This is a genomic window from Streptomyces sp. NPDC048275 (assembly GCF_040652275.1).
Lineage (GTDB): Bacteria > Actinomycetota > Actinomycetes > Streptomycetales > Streptomycetaceae > Streptomyces.
In genome coordinates this window covers 1-13,866 of the sequence record NZ_JBEZLR010000119.1, presented here as the reverse complement: position 1 = coordinate 13,866, position 13,866 = coordinate 1, and the positions used below count along the sequence as shown (strand labels likewise).

Sequence of the window (13,866 nt, the reverse complement as noted above, 5' to 3'; positions counted from 1 at the left end):
AAATGCAGAATCCCATTCCGGCTTTCCGTATACGATCAGCGGCGCGAGCGCTTCGCTGCCGCCGGCGTACGGCGGTCGGATCGACGATGGGCCAGGAGGCTCACGGAGTTCGAGGGTGGTGCGGGGTGAGCTCGCCGGACACCACCGCGACGCACCGGGCGCTCGACGGGGACAGCGGCCTTCCTTGTCCGGGAGCGTGATAACGCCGCGGTCCGCGAGGACGCCGAGAAGTTCGATAAATGGTTGCCGCCACATTCCAGGCTGGACGAGGAACAGATGGAGAAGATTGTCGCAACCGTCTCCGAGCAGGCGCTTGCCGCTATCAGGACCGCGCAGGACCACGTCAGGGCCCACGCCCGGCACCGGAGGGAATACCTGGCCGATTTCGAGGTCGGGACCGAGCCGGGTCCCTTTCTCGGGCAGAGAAATATCCCGGCCGTCGCCGCCACGGCGTTCGAAACCGCGCCCATTCGGCAACGCCCACATTGGGCCATCACTTGGACGACTCGGCGATGTGCTTGCGGGCCGCACAGTCGGCTCGGACAGGTCGCTGCTGGTCGTACCGGGCAACCGGCCTGTATCGACGAGGTGTTGGCGGCTCCGCCCATAGATCGCCCGGTCGCCGACGCCGAGGAGCCGGTCGTGGGTGCTCTTCACGCACCCGGAGGTGACAGTCATGACCACGGTTGAGATGCCCGGCAGCAAACAGCAGCGCTCCATACGCCTCGTCCTCGCAGGCGTCCTGCTCGCCATGCTGCTGGCAATGCTCGACAACGCGATCGTCGGCACGGCGATGCCTACCATCGTCCGCGACCTCGGGGGCCTGGGCCAGATCTCCTGGGTGGTGACGGCCTACACCCTGACGTCGGCGATCTCGACGCCGGTGTGGGGCAAGCTTTGCTGACACTCATCGGCTTCCGGGCCCTGCAGGGACTCGGCGCGGGCGGGATCACCGTGGGGGCCTTCGCACTCATCGGCGCCATGCTGCCGCCGCGCGAGCGGGGCCGTTACCAGGGCATGATCGCCATGACGATGGCCGTCGGCACGATCGGCGGCCCTCTCCTCGGAGGCGTCATCGCCGATCACCTGAGCTGGCGATGGGCCTTCTCCATCAACATCCCCCTCGGGCTGCTGTCCCTGATGTGGTGCTGGTGGGCGCTCGTCCTGCCTGCGACCACGCGTCAGAAGGCCCGGATCGACTACGCCGGAATCCTGACCATGTCGATCACTATCGCGTCCATGGTTCTGCTGGCCACCACCGCCAGCGGCCCCGGCCAGGGCTTGCGCCCCTTCCGCGACCCCACGGCCGAGGACGAAGAGGAAGAGGACTGACCGCCAGCGCACCCGAGACGTTAGGCCGTTCGTTGTACCCCGTGCAGGCCGGGCGGCACCGCCTGGGTACCCAGCGCAAGAAAAGAATGCTGATCCCTGAAAACCTAGCGCTCGCCGACCGACGTGGCCCAGCCGACGAGTCGAGAGCAGGAGGCTCAGCGGGCCAGCAGGCCCTGGATCGCCGCCGCGATCTCGTCGGGTGACTCTTCGGCCATGAAGTGCCCGGCGCGGGTCAGCCGGTGGTCCAGGTCCGGCGCCCACGCCTTCCACACCCCGGCAGCGTCGTAGCCCAGCTGCGCGCCCCAGTCCTGCTGGACGACCGTCACGGGCATGGCCAGTTGCGACCCGGCGTCCAGGTCCGCCTGGTCGTGCATGACGTCGATGTCCGCCGAGGCCCGGTAGTCCGCGACGATCGACGTCACCGCCGCGGCGCTCGCGCGCAGGTATTCGGCACGCACATCCTCGGGCATGGCGGTCGGGTCGTTGGCCCAGGCGTCGAGGAACGAGCCGAAGAACGCGTCCGCACTGCCTGCGATCATCGCCTCCGGCAGGCCGGGCGGCTGCGCCATCAGGAAGAGGTGGTAGCCGACCGCCGCCGAGGCGCCATGCAGGACGTTCCACATGTCGAGCGTCGGCACGATGTCGAGGATGCCCAGGTGCGTGATGGTCTCAGGGTGGTCCAACCCCGCCCGGAAGGCGACCAGGGCGCCTCGGTCGTGGCCGACGAGGGCAAAGCGCTCGTGGCCGAGCGCCGCCGCCAGGGTCACGACATCGGCGGCCATGGTGCGCTTGGCATACACATCGGGCTCGGTGGCCGCCGGCTTGTCGCTGGCGCCGTAACCCCGCAGGTCAGGACAGATCACCGTGTGCTCGTCGCCGAGCCGCTCGGCGACGTGTCGCCACATCAGGTGGGTCTGGGGAAAACCGTGCAACAGCACGACCGGGCTGCCACTGCCGCCGACAGCTGCAGCCAGCTCCACACCGTCCGCACCGGGCAGGCGGACGTGATCGAAGCCGGGAATGGTGAGCGTCATGAGGGACCACCCTTTCGGGTCGGGGACTTGACCGGATCAGCTTGGGCGACGGCGATCAGCAGCCGATCAGTACGGTTGGGCGCAGCCGGCCCCTGGCACGGAGGATGGGGGCATGCGAATCGACGTGCTCGGTGTGGTGCGGGCCCTCCGCGACGACGGCAGCCCGGTTGACCTGGGCGGACCCCGCCATCGTGAGGTACTCGCCCGGCTCGTCGCCGCCGAGGCACGGATGGTCACCACCGACACCCTTGTCGATGACCTGTGGACCGATCCGCCAGCCCGCGCCGTGGGTGCTTTGCGTACGTTCGTCGCCGCGCTGCGCCGCGCCCTCGAACCCGACCGGCCGCCCCGCAATCCGCCGCGCGTAATCGTCACCGAAGGTCCCGGCTACGCGCTGCGCCTGCCGCGCGATGACGTGGACGTCCATCGGTTCCAGGACACCCTGGCCCGAGCCCGCCGCAACCCCGACGCGGTGACCGGCCTCAGCGCGGCACTCGCGACCTGGCGCGGACCCGCCTACGCCGATGTGACCGGCTCCGCATGGGCGCAGCGCGAGCGGACCCGACTGGAGGAATTGAGGTTGGAGGGGGTGGAACTACGCGCCCGCATCCTCCTCGATTCCGGGGAAGGGGCCGACCTCGTCGCCGAACTGGGTGCCCATGTCGCCGAACACCCGTGGCGCGAGCCGGCCTGGGAGCTGCTTGCCCGCGCGCTGTACCGCGCGGGCCGCCAGGCCGACGCACTGGCCGTCCTCCGCCGCGCCCGCGCGATGCTCGTCGACCAACTCGGACTCGACCCCGGCACCGACCTTCAGCGCCTGGAGACGGACATCCTCAACGGGTCCGTGCCCCCAGAAGGAGCACGTACCGGGTGGACCGGCCATGGTGTCCGGCTCGGCCCGCGCACCACCGTGGATCTGGCCCGCACCCTCGCGCTGGCGGGTGGCGACGCCCTCGTCCACTCTCGGCGCGACCGCCTCGCCGCCGTCCATGCGGCGGAACGCACGGGAGACCTCTCTCTGACGGCCCGGATCATCGGCGCCTACGACGTGCCCGCCCTCTGGAGCCGTGCCGACGACCCCGAGCAGTCCCGCGCCGTCGTCGCGGCTGCCGAGCGCACGCTCACCGGGCTTGGCCCAGACGGCCCCGCCGACCTGCGCGCCCGCCTCCTGGCCACGGTCGCCGTCGAGAGCCGCAGCGCTGATCTGTCCGGGACCGAGCTGAAGCACGCGCAGCAGGCGGCGCGACAGGCAGAGGAATTGGCACGGCACCTGGCCGATCCCGCCCTACTGGCCTTCGCCCTCAACGGGGTGTTCCTGCAGTCCTTCACCCGCCCCGGGCTCGCGGCGGCACGGGACAGGACCGGCGCCGAGATGCTCGACCTGGCCACCCGGCACGAGCTGCCGAACTTCGCCCTACTCGGCCGACTCGTCCGCCTGCAATCCGCCTCGGCCCTCGGCGACCTAGACGCCGCGACCTCACACGCCAATGCAGCCGACCAGCTGGCCGCCACCACCGAGGCGCCCCTCGTCCCCGTCCTCACCGGGTGGTTCAGGGCCCGGGCCACAGCCGCCCGCAGCGCCGAACCTGGCGGACCGACCGCCGCCACGGCAGCAGCGCACTACCGCTATGCCGAGGACGCCCTCCGGACGGCCGGAATGCCGGGACTGCACCGCGGCCTGTTCCCGCTCGCCCTACTGGGACTGCGCCTGCTGCACGACCGGCCGGCGCCCACCGACCCGCACCTCGACTGGGGCCCGTACAGGCCCTGGACGCGACCCCTCGTGCTGCTCGCCCAGGACCGGGGCGAGGAGGCCCGTACCGCCCTCGCTGCGGTACCCGAACCACCGCGTGACCACATGCAGGAGGCCATGTGGTGCCTGACCGCCCGCGCCGCCGTACGCCTCGGCGAGCGCGGAATCGCCGCACACTCTGCGGCTGCCCTGCGTGATGCCTGTGCAGAACACGCCGGCGCCGCTAGCGGAATGCTGACCCTGGGCCCGGTGGCGCGGTACCTGGCAGACGCGGAGGCATGCGCCGGAGCGGGGTAAGCGACCGCGATCCGCAAACCCCGAGCCCGTCCGCGCTCACCCCACCGCCCCGGCGGAATCAGGTCGGCATGACGTTCAGGGGCATCCGTCGCCGACGCCAGGCGGTCGGCGACGGTCTTGATGCCACGCCTCGATCGGCCGGCGGGTGCTCGCGCCCAGCCAGGTAAGGGCGTCGACCTCCGTGCCGATGCGGCGCAGCAGGGCCCTGGCCCCGGGGGTGCGGGCCCACCACACCTCGTGGCCGTGCGTGGTGGCGACGGCGGTACGGATGTCCGTCGTCCGCCTCAGCCGCGCCGTCATCAGGCCGAGCGGCGCCGCCGCTCCGAACCACGCCCGATCGCAGCCGTACCGGCGGGCCACGGATGCGGCGTGCGCGGTGGCCAGGGGGGTGGGCAGGAGGGTGCGTACCCGGTGGCGGATCACCGGGTACGGAAAGGACTCGTCGGGTGCCGACTCCGCCGTGGCCGGGCTCGGCGCCGAGGTGAAGACGACCACCTCTCGTCGGGTGGGAAACGGTCGGCCAGTTCACGGACGAACGTCTCGATGCCGCCCTGCCTGGGCGGGAAGTCATTGGTGACGATCAGCGTGCGAGGGCGGGAGTTGTTCGTCATACGAGGGCGTTCTCCCTGGAAGGGGCGACAGGGGTGACAGTGGTGCTGCCGCGCTGCGACATCCGGTACGCCAGCGCCCCGAGCACCAGCGGATAGACCAGATAGCCGAAACGGGTCGCGGGCATCAGGGCCATCGCCAGGCCCAGACCGAGCGCGAGCCGGGCGGCCGCCGCCCGTGCCGTCCCCGGCGGCCGCACCACCAGCGACACCGCGATCAGCAGCGCGCTCACCGCGAGGAGCGCGAGCGCGATCACCCTGCCGCCGGGGACGTACGTCGCGAGCAGATGCCCGGGCAGCGGGCTCGCGGCCGGCGAGGTGGTGTCGGTGAGGCCCAGCGGGAAGGCGATGACGCTCCGGTAGAAGCCGGCGGGGTTAGCGAGGGCGAAGGGCAGCACCGCCGCCGTCGCGGTGGACAGGGCCACGGCCGCGTACCGCAGCGCGGGTCGGCCGCCCCGGCGTACCGCGATCAGCGCCAGTGCCACGGGCAGCGCGGGCCACGCCGTCCACTTGAGCGCGGCGGCGGCGCCGAGCACCAGCCCCGCGCGGCCCGGCCGCCCCTGCCCGGCGAGTACGACGCCGAGGCACATCAGGCCGACGACCGGAAGGTCGATCCCGCCCACCGTGAGGGGCAGCGCGACCAGAGGGCAGGCGAGCAGCCAGGATCGGTGCAGGCCGGCTGCAGCGAGGGCCGCCACGAATGCGCTGCCCAGCCACCAGCGCGCATCCCCGGGCAGCACACCGAAGAGCGCCATCCCGGGCAGGTAGGGGTTGAAGTCGGCGACGGCCGTAGGGTCGGCGACGTACGGGCTGCCGGTCGTGAGTAGCAGCTGCCCCGACCGCTCGACGACCGTGACCTCCAGCTGCCCGAGCCCGGCCGTCACCAGCAAGACGAGTGGCACCACGACGGCCCCCGCCACCGCGACCACTCGGGTGGCGGGGCGGGAGCGCGCACCGCACGCCAGGACCGCCGCGACCGCGTAGCCCGCCCCCGCCACCACCCCCCATACCCGGTGCGGCCCCAAATCCGAGGCCAGGGCGAGCCCCAGCGCGACGACCGCGCAGCCGGCCCACGCGTACCGCTCGTGACGTACGTACTGGATGTGTCGCACGTACCGTTCAAGACTCTTCGTCATGTCCATCGACGGTAGGAATCCGCAGGTCGGAGGGCGTCAACCGAGACTCCGGACCTGGGACTCAACCCGTGGCATGACATCCGGCCGCAGGCTCAACCCGTGCGGCGACGCGCGCACCCGCGCTGGCACGGATCATGGATGTATGAGTACGTCCCTTCAGCAGCGGTTCCGCGCCTGGATCGCCGCGCCCGCCTACCCCTGGGTCACCGGCAGTGCCCTGACGGTCGGTGCCGTGGCGGAGCTGATCGTCTTTCCCGGATCCGTGACCACCACGATCGGGGTCGTCGTCTCCTCTGCCTCGCTGATGTGGCGGCGGTCGTTCCCGCCCGTCGCGGTACTCACGGTCGCCGCGGGGCTGCTCGGGTTCGCCGGAGACGTCAACCTGTACCTCTCGATCACGGCGAGCGGGCTGATCGGCTGCTACACCCTGGGCCGTAACCGGGTACTGCACCCCGCGGTAACCGTCGCGGGCGCCGCGCTCGGGGCCCTGTGCGTGAACCTGGTGCACATCAACACCTGGTCGCGGATGGACCTGCCGGTGCCCGCGCTCTGGGAGAAGGGCTCGCTCAGTCTGTTCGCCGAGTCGTTCCTGCTGACCGTGGTCATCTTCGGGGCCGTGATGATGGGTGACGCGGTACGTTCCCGGGAGGAGACCCGCAAGGAACGGAACCTGGCCCAGGCCCAGTTGATCGCTATGGAGCGGCAGCAGGCCGCCGAGGCCGAGCGGGCCGCCATCGCCCGTGAGCTGCACGACATCGTCTCGCACTCGGTGTCGATGATCGCCGTGCAGGCCGAGAGCGCCACGTACACCACCCCCGGACTCACCCCCGAAGCCCGCGACGGCTTCCAGCAGATCGCCGGCACCGCCCGCTCCTCGATGGCCGAACTGCGCCGCCTCCTCGGTGTCCTGCGCGCCCCCCAGGGCCGGGGGGGCACGGCCCTCACCACCCCGCAGCCGACCCTCGACCATCTCGCCGAACTCGTCGAGCAGCACCGGGCGGTGGGCGGCGAGGCCGAACTGAGGGTCACCGGGGAGCAGGTGTCGCTGCCCGCCGCGTGGGAGCTGTCCGCCTACCGGATCACCCAGGAGGCGCTGACCAATGCGCGCAAGCACGCGCCCGACGCCCGTACCGTTGTGGAGATCGACTACGGCGCCGACCGGCTGCTCACGCTGCGCATCCACGACGACGGCCCGGGCCCGGCTTCCGGTCCAGGCTCCGGCGCGGGCCACGGCCTGACCGGGATGCGGGAGCGGGCGGCCCTGGTCGGCGGTCGGCTCAGCGCGGGCGCGGGCCCGGACGGAGGTTTCCTGGTGGAGGCGGAGCTTCCCTGGGGGACCGGGTGATCGGCATGGAGAAGGAGTTGGGTGTGATCAGGGCACTGGTCGCTGACGATCAGGCGGTCGTCCGCACCGGCTTTGTGAACCTCCTCAACACTCAGGAGGACATCGAGGTCGTGGGCGAGGCCGAGGACGGTGTGCAGGCGGTACGCATCGCCGCCGAGACCCGGCCCGATCTCGCGCTCCTCGACATCCGGATGCCGCACAAGAACGGCATCGAGGCGGCCCGCGAGATTCTGGCCGAGTCCGGGGGCACGACGAAGGTCCTGATGCTGACGACCTTCGGCCTCGACGAGTACGTGTACGACGCGCTCGCGGCCGGCGCGGGCGGCTTTCTGCTCAAGGACGCCACCTTTCCCGAACTGCTGCACGCGGTGCGAGTGGTGGCGGCCGGGAACGCGCTGCTCTCGCCCGAGATAACCAAGCGGGTGATCGGCGAGTTCGTGCATGCGCGGACCTCGCGGCTGCCGGTTCACTCCGTGGGGGAGCTCACGGCGCGTGAGGCGGAGGTGCTTACCTTGATCGCTCGGGGGCTGTCCAATACGGAGATCGCGAGCCGGCTCACGATCACGGATCACACCGTGAAGACCCATATCAACCGGCTGTTCGCGAAGCTGGAGCTGCGGGATCGGGCGCAGGCCGTGATTGTGGCTTATGAGTTAGGGCTGGTGCGGGTGGGAGGCGGGGTCGGCTGAGGGATCTTTTTCCCGGTCTACTGGGCAGTGAACATGACCCGCCGCCTCACCACGCCCACTCCGTCCTGGCGCGACACCCTCCAGGCGGCCGCGTGAACATCACCGAACTCCTCACCGACCTCCAGGCCCGCCATGACGCGGCCACCACCCGGGCCAGCGAACTACGAGACCGGATCGAGCGCCTCACCGCCACCCTCACCGAGATCGAAGCGCGCCTCGCGGACCTCAACACCACCCGGAAGGTCATCGCCGAACTCGCACCGCCGGGGAACGCACCGGCTCCACCCGAGACGACCACCGCCTACCAGACCATCCTGAACGCCTTTAACCAGCACCCCGACCAGGCATTCCGAGTCCGCGAACTACACGAACTCCTCGGCATGCCCACCGACGACCCGGCCCTGAACGTCACGCGTAGCCGCCTCGGACCTCATCTGGCGCCGCCAGGACCCCCTCCCCGCCACCCACGCCGCCGTCGCTCTCGCCACCGACCTTTACCGCGCAGGCCACCAAGCCCCCACACGCCGCGCAGATGAGCGGTAACGATCCGAAACTTCCCCGCATGGCGGGTCTCCCGCGCCGCCACCCTCGCGGACCTGAAGAACTGGGCGCCGGTGACGGGCATCCAAGTCGAGTACAGTCTCGTCGAGAGGACCGCCGACCGCGAGCTGCGGCCGATGGCCGAGAGACTGGGACTCGGTGCCGCCCTGTGGTCCCCGCTCGGCGGCGGACTGCTCACCGGCAAGTACCGCCGCAGCGCCGAGGGACGACTGACCGATCTCCAAGCGGTCATCCACACCGAGAGCACCGAACAGAAGACCGCCGTCGTCGACACCGTCCTGGCCATCGCCGAGGAGACCGGCGCGACGCCCGCCCAGGTGACGGTGGCCTGGCTCCGTGAGCGTGCCGCCCAGGCGTCCACCTCGTTCGTCCCGATCATCGGCCCGCGCAACCTCATCCAGCTCGACGACTACCTGGGCGCCCTGGACGTCCAACTCACCCCGAAGCAGTTCGCGCGCCTGTCCGACGTCAGCGCAATCCCCCTCGGAGTGCCCCATGAGGCGACCGCCGGAGTCCGAGACGCCGTCCAGGGCGGCGACGCCTCCCTCGTGATCCAGCCCGCCGTACCCGCGGCCTGAACCGCGGATCCTGCCGCGGGCGCCCCCATGCCGTCTACGCCGCTTGCCGTCCCGCATCGTGCGCACGATGCGGGACGGTTCGCCGTCTGCCTGCCCGGAGCGCGTCCCGCCCCGGTCGTCGCGACCCCATCACCGGGTTCCTGATCGGTTGATCGCGCTCGGCCCAGCGTGTGCAGGCAGGGCCAGTCTCCGGCTTCTCCCCACTACATGTTGATCATGTGGCCGGCGAGGCCGTGGACGGCTTCCTTGACCGCCTCTCCCAGGGTCGGGTGAGCGTGGACGTTGCGGGCGACCTCGTGGACCGTGAGGTCCCACTGCTGGGCCAGGGTCAGCTCGGGGAGCAGTTCGGTGACGTCCGGGCCGATGAGATGGGCTCCGACGAGCTCGCCGTACTGGGCGTCGCTGATCAGCTTCACGAAGCCGGTCGCATCGCCCAGGCCGTGGGCCTTGGCATTCGCGGTGAACGGGAACTTGGCGACCTGGACGTCGAATCCCTTCTCCCTCGCCTGCTCCTCGGTGTAGCCGAAGCTGGCGATCTGCGGCCGGCAGAACGTGGCGCGCGGGATCATCGCATAGTCCAGTTCCATGGTCTCGGCGTCCGCGAGCGTCTCGGCAGCGACCACGCCCATCGCCTCGGCGGCGTGCGCAAGCATCAGTTTCGCGGTGACGTCGCCGATGGCGTAGATGTGCGGGACGGAGGTGCGGCAGCGGCCGTCGACGTCGATGGCGCCGCGCTCGCTGACGGGCACGCCGGTGTTCTCCAGGCCGTAGCCGGTGACGTTCGGGGCGAAGCCGATGGCCTGAAGGACCTTGTCGGCCTCCAGAACCTGCTGCGCGCCGTCCTTGCCGGTGACGGTGACGCGGACCTGCGGCCCCGACTCGTCGATCGACTCGACGCGGGTCGACGTGAGGACGTCGATGCCCAGCTTCCTGTACTGCTTGGCCAGTTCGGCGGAGACCTCGGCATCCTCCAGCGGGGCCACGCGGTCCAGGAACTCGACGACGGTGACCTTCACGCCGTAGTTGTGCAGGACGTAGGCGAACTCGACGCCGATCGCGCCGGCGCCCGCGATCACGATGGACTGCGGCAGGTCTTCGGCGAGGATCTGCTCCTCGAACGTCACCACCCGAGAGGTACGGCGGGTGCCCGGCAGCAACTTCGGGGTGGCGCCGGTGGCGATGATGCAGTGGTCGAAGCCGATGGTGCGGGTGTTGCCGTCGTAGTCGGCCACCTGGAGCGTGTGTGGGTCGAGGAACGTGCCGCGACCGCTGATTTCCGTGATCTTGTTCTTCTTCATCAGGTAGTGGACGCCTTTGACCCGGCCGTCCGCGACCCTCCGACTGCGGCGGAAGGCCTCCCCGTAGTCGAAGGAGATCTGCCCGTCGACCTTGATGCCGAAGGTCTTCGCCTCCCGCGTGAAGATGTGCGCGAGTTCGGCGTTCCGCAGCAGGGCCTTGGTGGGGATGCAGCCCACGTTCAGGCAGACGCCGCCCCAGTACTTCTCCTCGACGACCGCTACGCGCTTGCCCAGTTGGGCGGCCCGGATGGCGGCAACGTATCCGCCGGGGCCCGCGCCGAGTACGACGACGTCGAAGCGCTCACCCTGCTCGTCCATGGACGGTTCCTTTCCACTGGGGCGGCCGGCTCCACGCGAGGGGCCGACTCGCTCCCGATCGAACAATGTGTTCATCAACTCAACAGCGGTGGCTCACCCGGACGACCGTTTCAGCGCCCCGATGTCATGATCTGAACCCGCTCAGCAATCATCCACGGCGGGCCGACGCCTCGTCGACTTCGTGTACTCCGGCCTCGGCGGCTCCGAGCCTGGAGGGTGTCGAGCCCCAGGGCCGCGACCGGGCCGTGCACGCGGGGTTTGAGGACGGCATCCGGCGCCGCCGCGTGGACGGCGCCCGAGCCAGCCCAGACCCACCTCGACGCTCTCCAACCGGGGGAAGACCTGCGGCAGTCCGAGATGCTCCGGGCCCGGGACGGTCATGGCGGACCTCCAGCCGGACTTCGTACGGGAGGTCGGCGGCCGGCTCGCCGAGGGCAAGCTCCACTACCGCGAACCCGTGAGGGACAGCCTCGACAACCCCCTGGACGCCTTCCTCTCGATGGTGCGGGGCGAGAACGTCGGAAAGATGATCGTCAAGCCCTGAGTCCGCCTCCAGCGGACTGCATCGAGGGGCCTGCCGTGCGCGCGGCGGGCCCACTCGCGCGTCGGTCGCGGCGCGAGCTCGGAGCGCCAGGGCGTCGCGCGGGGCTCGGCCCCGACTGCACCGCGGAGGCGGAGTTCTCCGCACCTCCGCCGACCGCTGTTCGCCAGACTCCAGGAGTCGGGCAGGTGCAGCACCCCTCTCAGCGTGGAGCGTTTGCGCTCACCGACTCACCCCATTTAGTATTACGATCATAATTCAATGACCATGAGTCCTCGTTCAGGCCGCGCCACCAGCGCCCTGATCACGTCCTCCCCACTGCACCAGGAACTCCCCATGGACCTCTCCACCAGCACCGCCCTTGTCAGCGGAGCCAACCGGGGCTTCGGCCGGGCCCTCGCCGCCGAACTGCTCGGCCGCGGCGCCACCGTCTACGCCGGCGCCCGCAATCCCGACCAGGTCGACCTGCCCGGCGCCAAGCCGATCGCGCTCGACATCACCGACCCCGCCTCGATCGCGGCCGCCGCCGAAGCCACCGGCGATGTGACCGTCCTCATCAACAACGCGGGGTCCGCCACCGGCGCCGACCTGCTCTCAGCCGACCTGGACGACATCCGGCTGGAGATGGACACCCACTATTTCGGCACCCTCTCGGTGGTCCGGAGCTTCGCGCCCCAGATCGCGGCCAATGGTGGCGGGGCCATCCTGAACGTCCTGTCCGCGTTGTCCTGGGTCAGCTTCCCGGAGATCGGCGCCTACTGCGCCGCCAAGTCCGCGGAGTGGTCGCTCACCAACGCTCTGCGCGTGCAGCTCGCCGACCAGGGCATCCGCGTGGCGGGACTGCACGTCGGCTACATGGACACCGACATGGTCCGGGATGTCGACGCGGCCAAGTCGCACCCGGCCGACATCGCCCGGATCGCCGTCGACGGCATCGCCGCCGGCGCCTACGAGATCCTCGCGGACAACGCCGCCCGCCAGGCGCAGACCGCGCTGGCCGGAGGCGTCTCCGTGCTCTACCCGCAGCTCCCCTGAGGATCGGCCGCCCAGGATCCGCCCCGAGCCGGTGGATGCCGGTGCTCGGTATCGCACCCCGCGCCGTCGCGCGCCGACATCCACATCCATTGGTCCATCACCAAGTACGTCTGCCCGGAACGTCATGAAACAGCACCGCAGGCAACCGGCTCGGGGCGGCAGCGCGGTCCGAGCCGTGATCATCACCAGCGTGGCCGGGTTCATCACCCCGCTCGACAACCTGATCGTCACCACCGCCCTCCCCTCCATCCGCGAGGACCTCGGCGGCGGCCTCGAAGACCTCGAATGGACGGTCAGCGCCCAGACGGAGTGAGCACACCCCGGCAGACCGAGCCCACCACGAACTCCTGGCGCAACCGCGTTCAGCACACTCGGCAGGCCTCAGACGAAATGCAGGGCACGCAAGTACCGAAGACCCCGAGAGCTTCTGGTTGAAGGCCGCGGAGGGCATCGACCGGGATGCCACCCCGCATCGCGCCCTGGACGCCTCGGGCGCACCCTACCGCTGGTTTCCCGACGGGCGGCTCAACGTCTGTTTCAACGCGGTCGACCGGCACGTCGAAGCCGGCCGCGGCGAACAGGCCGCGCCCATCGGGGAGAACAGGGCGCAGGACCTCGATGACGCTGGGGTCGTCCACCGTCGAGGGGATGGGTTCGCCTATGACTCACCCGTGACCGGCACCCGGCGCACCTACACCTACGCGCAGCTGAGGGACGAGGTGGCGGCGGCCGTCGGCGATGCCGCGCATCGTCTTGCGATACCCAACTCGGCCTGCTCCTGCGGACGTTGCAGGATCACAACCGCATCCGCTTCGCGGTGGAGGTCGCCACGGCCGTGGCCGACGAGATCGGCGCCGGCCGCACCGGCATCCGGATCTCTCCCGGCAACCCCTTCCAGATCAACGACCTCGCGGAGAGCGACCCCCACGAGCTCTACCCACCTTCTCCGCGCCCTCGCGCCCCTCAACCTCGCCTACCTGCACATCGGGCACGGAGGCGACGAGGAACTCCTCTTCACCCTCCGCAAGTTGTGGCCGACCGCCCTGCTCCTCAACCGGGCGGGTGCCGACATCGCCACCCGGGCCAAGGACGTCGAAGACGGCCTGGCCGACGTCATCACCGTCGGCAGCATGGCCCTCGCCAACCCCGACCTCGTCGAGCGCGTACGCTCCGGCGCGCCCCTCAACACTCCTGACCCCAACACCTTCTACGGCGGCGGCGCGGCCGGCTACACCGACTACCCCACCTAGGACCTGTCCGGCCGATCAAGTCGCAGGAGAGCGGCGGTGTCTGCGAAGTGCCGGTGAGCGGGGTGTGGTGCGTGTAGCTGCAAGGCGGAGG

Annotated in this window: 11 protein-coding genes and 5 pseudogenes; 12 read left to right on the top strand and 4 right to left on the bottom strand. The window is 70.5% G+C overall.

Annotated features, from left to right (window positions below):
• Window positions 1-243: 243 nt before the first annotated feature.
• Window positions 244-690, top strand: a complete 447-nt coding sequence (locus AB0D57_RS41235) for a hypothetical protein (RefSeq protein ID WP_362086075.1) — start codon at window positions 244-246, stop codon at window positions 688-690.
• Window positions 677-1,257 (top strand): annotated as a pseudogene (locus AB0D57_RS41230) (MFS transporter); the annotation flags it as partial. The gene AB0D57_RS41235 and the pseudogene AB0D57_RS41230, both read left to right, overlap by 14 nt.
• A 230-nt stretch (window positions 1,258-1,487) precedes the next feature.
• On the opposite strand, the gene AB0D57_RS41225 reads toward AB0D57_RS41230, so the two are convergent.
• On the bottom strand, window positions 1,488-2,366 hold the full coding sequence (locus AB0D57_RS41225; RefSeq protein ID WP_362086072.1) for an alpha/beta hydrolase: 879 nt from the start codon (window positions 2,364-2,366) through the stop codon (window positions 1,488-1,490).
• A 112-nt stretch (window positions 2,367-2,478) separates the two neighbouring features.
• Here AB0D57_RS41225 and AB0D57_RS41220 point away from each other — a divergent pair, with 112 nt between their 5' ends.
• Window positions 2,479-4,416, top strand: coding sequence for an AfsR/SARP family transcriptional regulator (locus AB0D57_RS41220; protein WP_362086069.1), 1,938 nt, complete (start codon window positions 2,479-2,481; stop codon window positions 4,414-4,416).
• Between the two features lie 132 nt (window positions 4,417-4,548).
• Here the strand turns inward: AB0D57_RS41220 and AB0D57_RS41215 are convergent.
• Window positions 4,549-5,027 (bottom strand): annotated as a pseudogene (locus AB0D57_RS41215) (glycosyltransferase); the annotation flags it as partial.
• On the bottom strand, window positions 5,024-6,160 hold the full coding sequence (locus AB0D57_RS41210; RefSeq protein WP_362086066.1) for a glycosyltransferase 87 family protein: 1,137 nt from the start codon (window positions 6,158-6,160) through the stop codon (window positions 5,024-5,026). The gene AB0D57_RS41210 and the pseudogene AB0D57_RS41215, both read right to left, overlap by 4 nt.
• Window positions 6,161-6,302: 142 nt before the next feature.
• Here AB0D57_RS41210 and AB0D57_RS41205 point away from each other — a divergent pair, with 142 nt between their 5' ends.
• From AB0D57_RS41205 to AB0D57_RS41190, 4 genes are all read left to right on the top strand, one after another.
• Window positions 6,303-7,505, top strand: coding sequence for a histidine kinase (locus AB0D57_RS41205; RefSeq protein WP_362086063.1), 1,203 nt, complete (start codon window positions 6,303-6,305; stop codon window positions 7,503-7,505).
• A gap of 5 nt (window positions 7,506-7,510) precedes the next feature.
• Window positions 7,511-8,194 carry a response regulator transcription factor gene (locus tag AB0D57_RS41200; protein WP_362086104.1) on the top strand — a complete coding sequence of 228 codons (684 nt, stop codon included), beginning with the start codon at window positions 7,511-7,513 and terminating at the stop codon, window positions 8,192-8,194.
• Window positions 8,195-8,286: 92 nt separating this feature from the next.
• Window positions 8,287-8,730: a hypothetical protein gene (locus AB0D57_RS41195; protein WP_362086060.1), complete on the top strand. Its 444-nt coding sequence runs from the start codon at window positions 8,287-8,289 to the stop codon at window positions 8,728-8,730.
• 9 nt (window positions 8,731-8,739) lie between these two features.
• Window positions 8,740-9,333, top strand: a complete 594-nt coding sequence (locus tag AB0D57_RS41190; protein ID WP_362086101.1) for an aldo/keto reductase — start codon at window positions 8,740-8,742, stop codon at window positions 9,331-9,333.
• A gap of 203 nt (window positions 9,334-9,536) precedes the next feature.
• Here AB0D57_RS41190 and lpdA read toward each other — a convergent pair whose 3' ends face one another.
• Entirely contained in the window at window positions 9,537-10,949 is a 1,413-nt protein-coding gene (gene lpdA / locus AB0D57_RS41185; protein WP_362086057.1) for a dihydrolipoyl dehydrogenase, read from the bottom strand.
• 379 nt (window positions 10,950-11,328) lie between these two features.
• Here lpdA and AB0D57_RS41180 point away from each other — a divergent pair, with 379 nt between their 5' ends.
• The 5 genes and pseudogenes from AB0D57_RS41180 to AB0D57_RS41160 form a co-directional block, all read left to right on the top strand.
• Entirely contained in the window at window positions 11,329-11,493 is a 165-nt protein-coding gene (locus tag AB0D57_RS41180; RefSeq protein WP_362086054.1) for a hypothetical protein, read from the top strand.
• A gap of 333 nt (window positions 11,494-11,826) precedes the next feature.
• Window positions 11,827-12,525: an SDR family oxidoreductase gene (locus AB0D57_RS41175; protein WP_362086098.1), complete on the top strand. Its 699-nt coding sequence runs from the start codon at window positions 11,827-11,829 to the stop codon at window positions 12,523-12,525.
• Between the two features lie 124 nt (window positions 12,526-12,649).
• Window positions 12,650-12,832 (top strand): annotated as a pseudogene (locus AB0D57_RS41170) (MFS transporter); the annotation flags it as partial.
• A 40-nt stretch (window positions 12,833-12,872) separates the two neighbouring features.
• Window positions 12,873-13,250, top strand: a pseudogene (locus AB0D57_RS41165) (acetyl-coenzyme A synthetase N-terminal domain-containing protein); the annotation flags it as partial.
• 74 nt (window positions 13,251-13,324) lie between these two features.
• Window positions 13,325-13,775, top strand: a pseudogene (locus AB0D57_RS41160) (alkene reductase); the annotation flags it as partial.
• Window positions 13,776-13,866 lie beyond the last annotated feature (91 nt).

Excerpts from the sequence above, each read along its gene's own strand:
- AB0D57_RS41220 (WP_362086069.1), top strand. The coding sequence starts at position 2,479 with ATGCGAATCGACGTGCTCGGTGTGGTGCGGGCCCTCCGCGACGACGGC.
- lpdA (WP_362086057.1), bottom strand. The coding sequence starts at position 10,949 with ATGGACGAGCAGGGTGAGCGCTTCGACGTCGTCGTACTCGGCGCGGGC.
- AB0D57_RS41210 (WP_362086066.1), bottom strand. The coding sequence starts at position 6,160 with ATGACGAAGAGTCTTGAACGGTACGTGCGACACATCCAGTACGTACGT.
- AB0D57_RS41225 (WP_362086072.1), bottom strand. The coding sequence starts at position 2,366 with ATGACGCTCACCATTCCCGGCTTCGATCACGTCCGCCTGCCCGGTGCG.
- AB0D57_RS41180 (WP_362086054.1), top strand. The coding sequence starts at position 11,329 with ATGGCGGACCTCCAGCCGGACTTCGTACGGGAGGTCGGCGGCCGGCTC.
- AB0D57_RS41175 (WP_362086098.1), top strand. The coding sequence starts at position 11,827 with ATGGACCTCTCCACCAGCACCGCCCTTGTCAGCGGAGCCAACCGGGGC.
- AB0D57_RS41200 (WP_362086104.1), top strand. The coding sequence starts at position 7,511 with ATGGAGAAGGAGTTGGGTGTGATCAGGGCACTGGTCGCTGACGATCAG.
- AB0D57_RS41205 (WP_362086063.1), top strand. The coding sequence starts at position 6,303 with ATGAGTACGTCCCTTCAGCAGCGGTTCCGCGCCTGGATCGCCGCGCCC.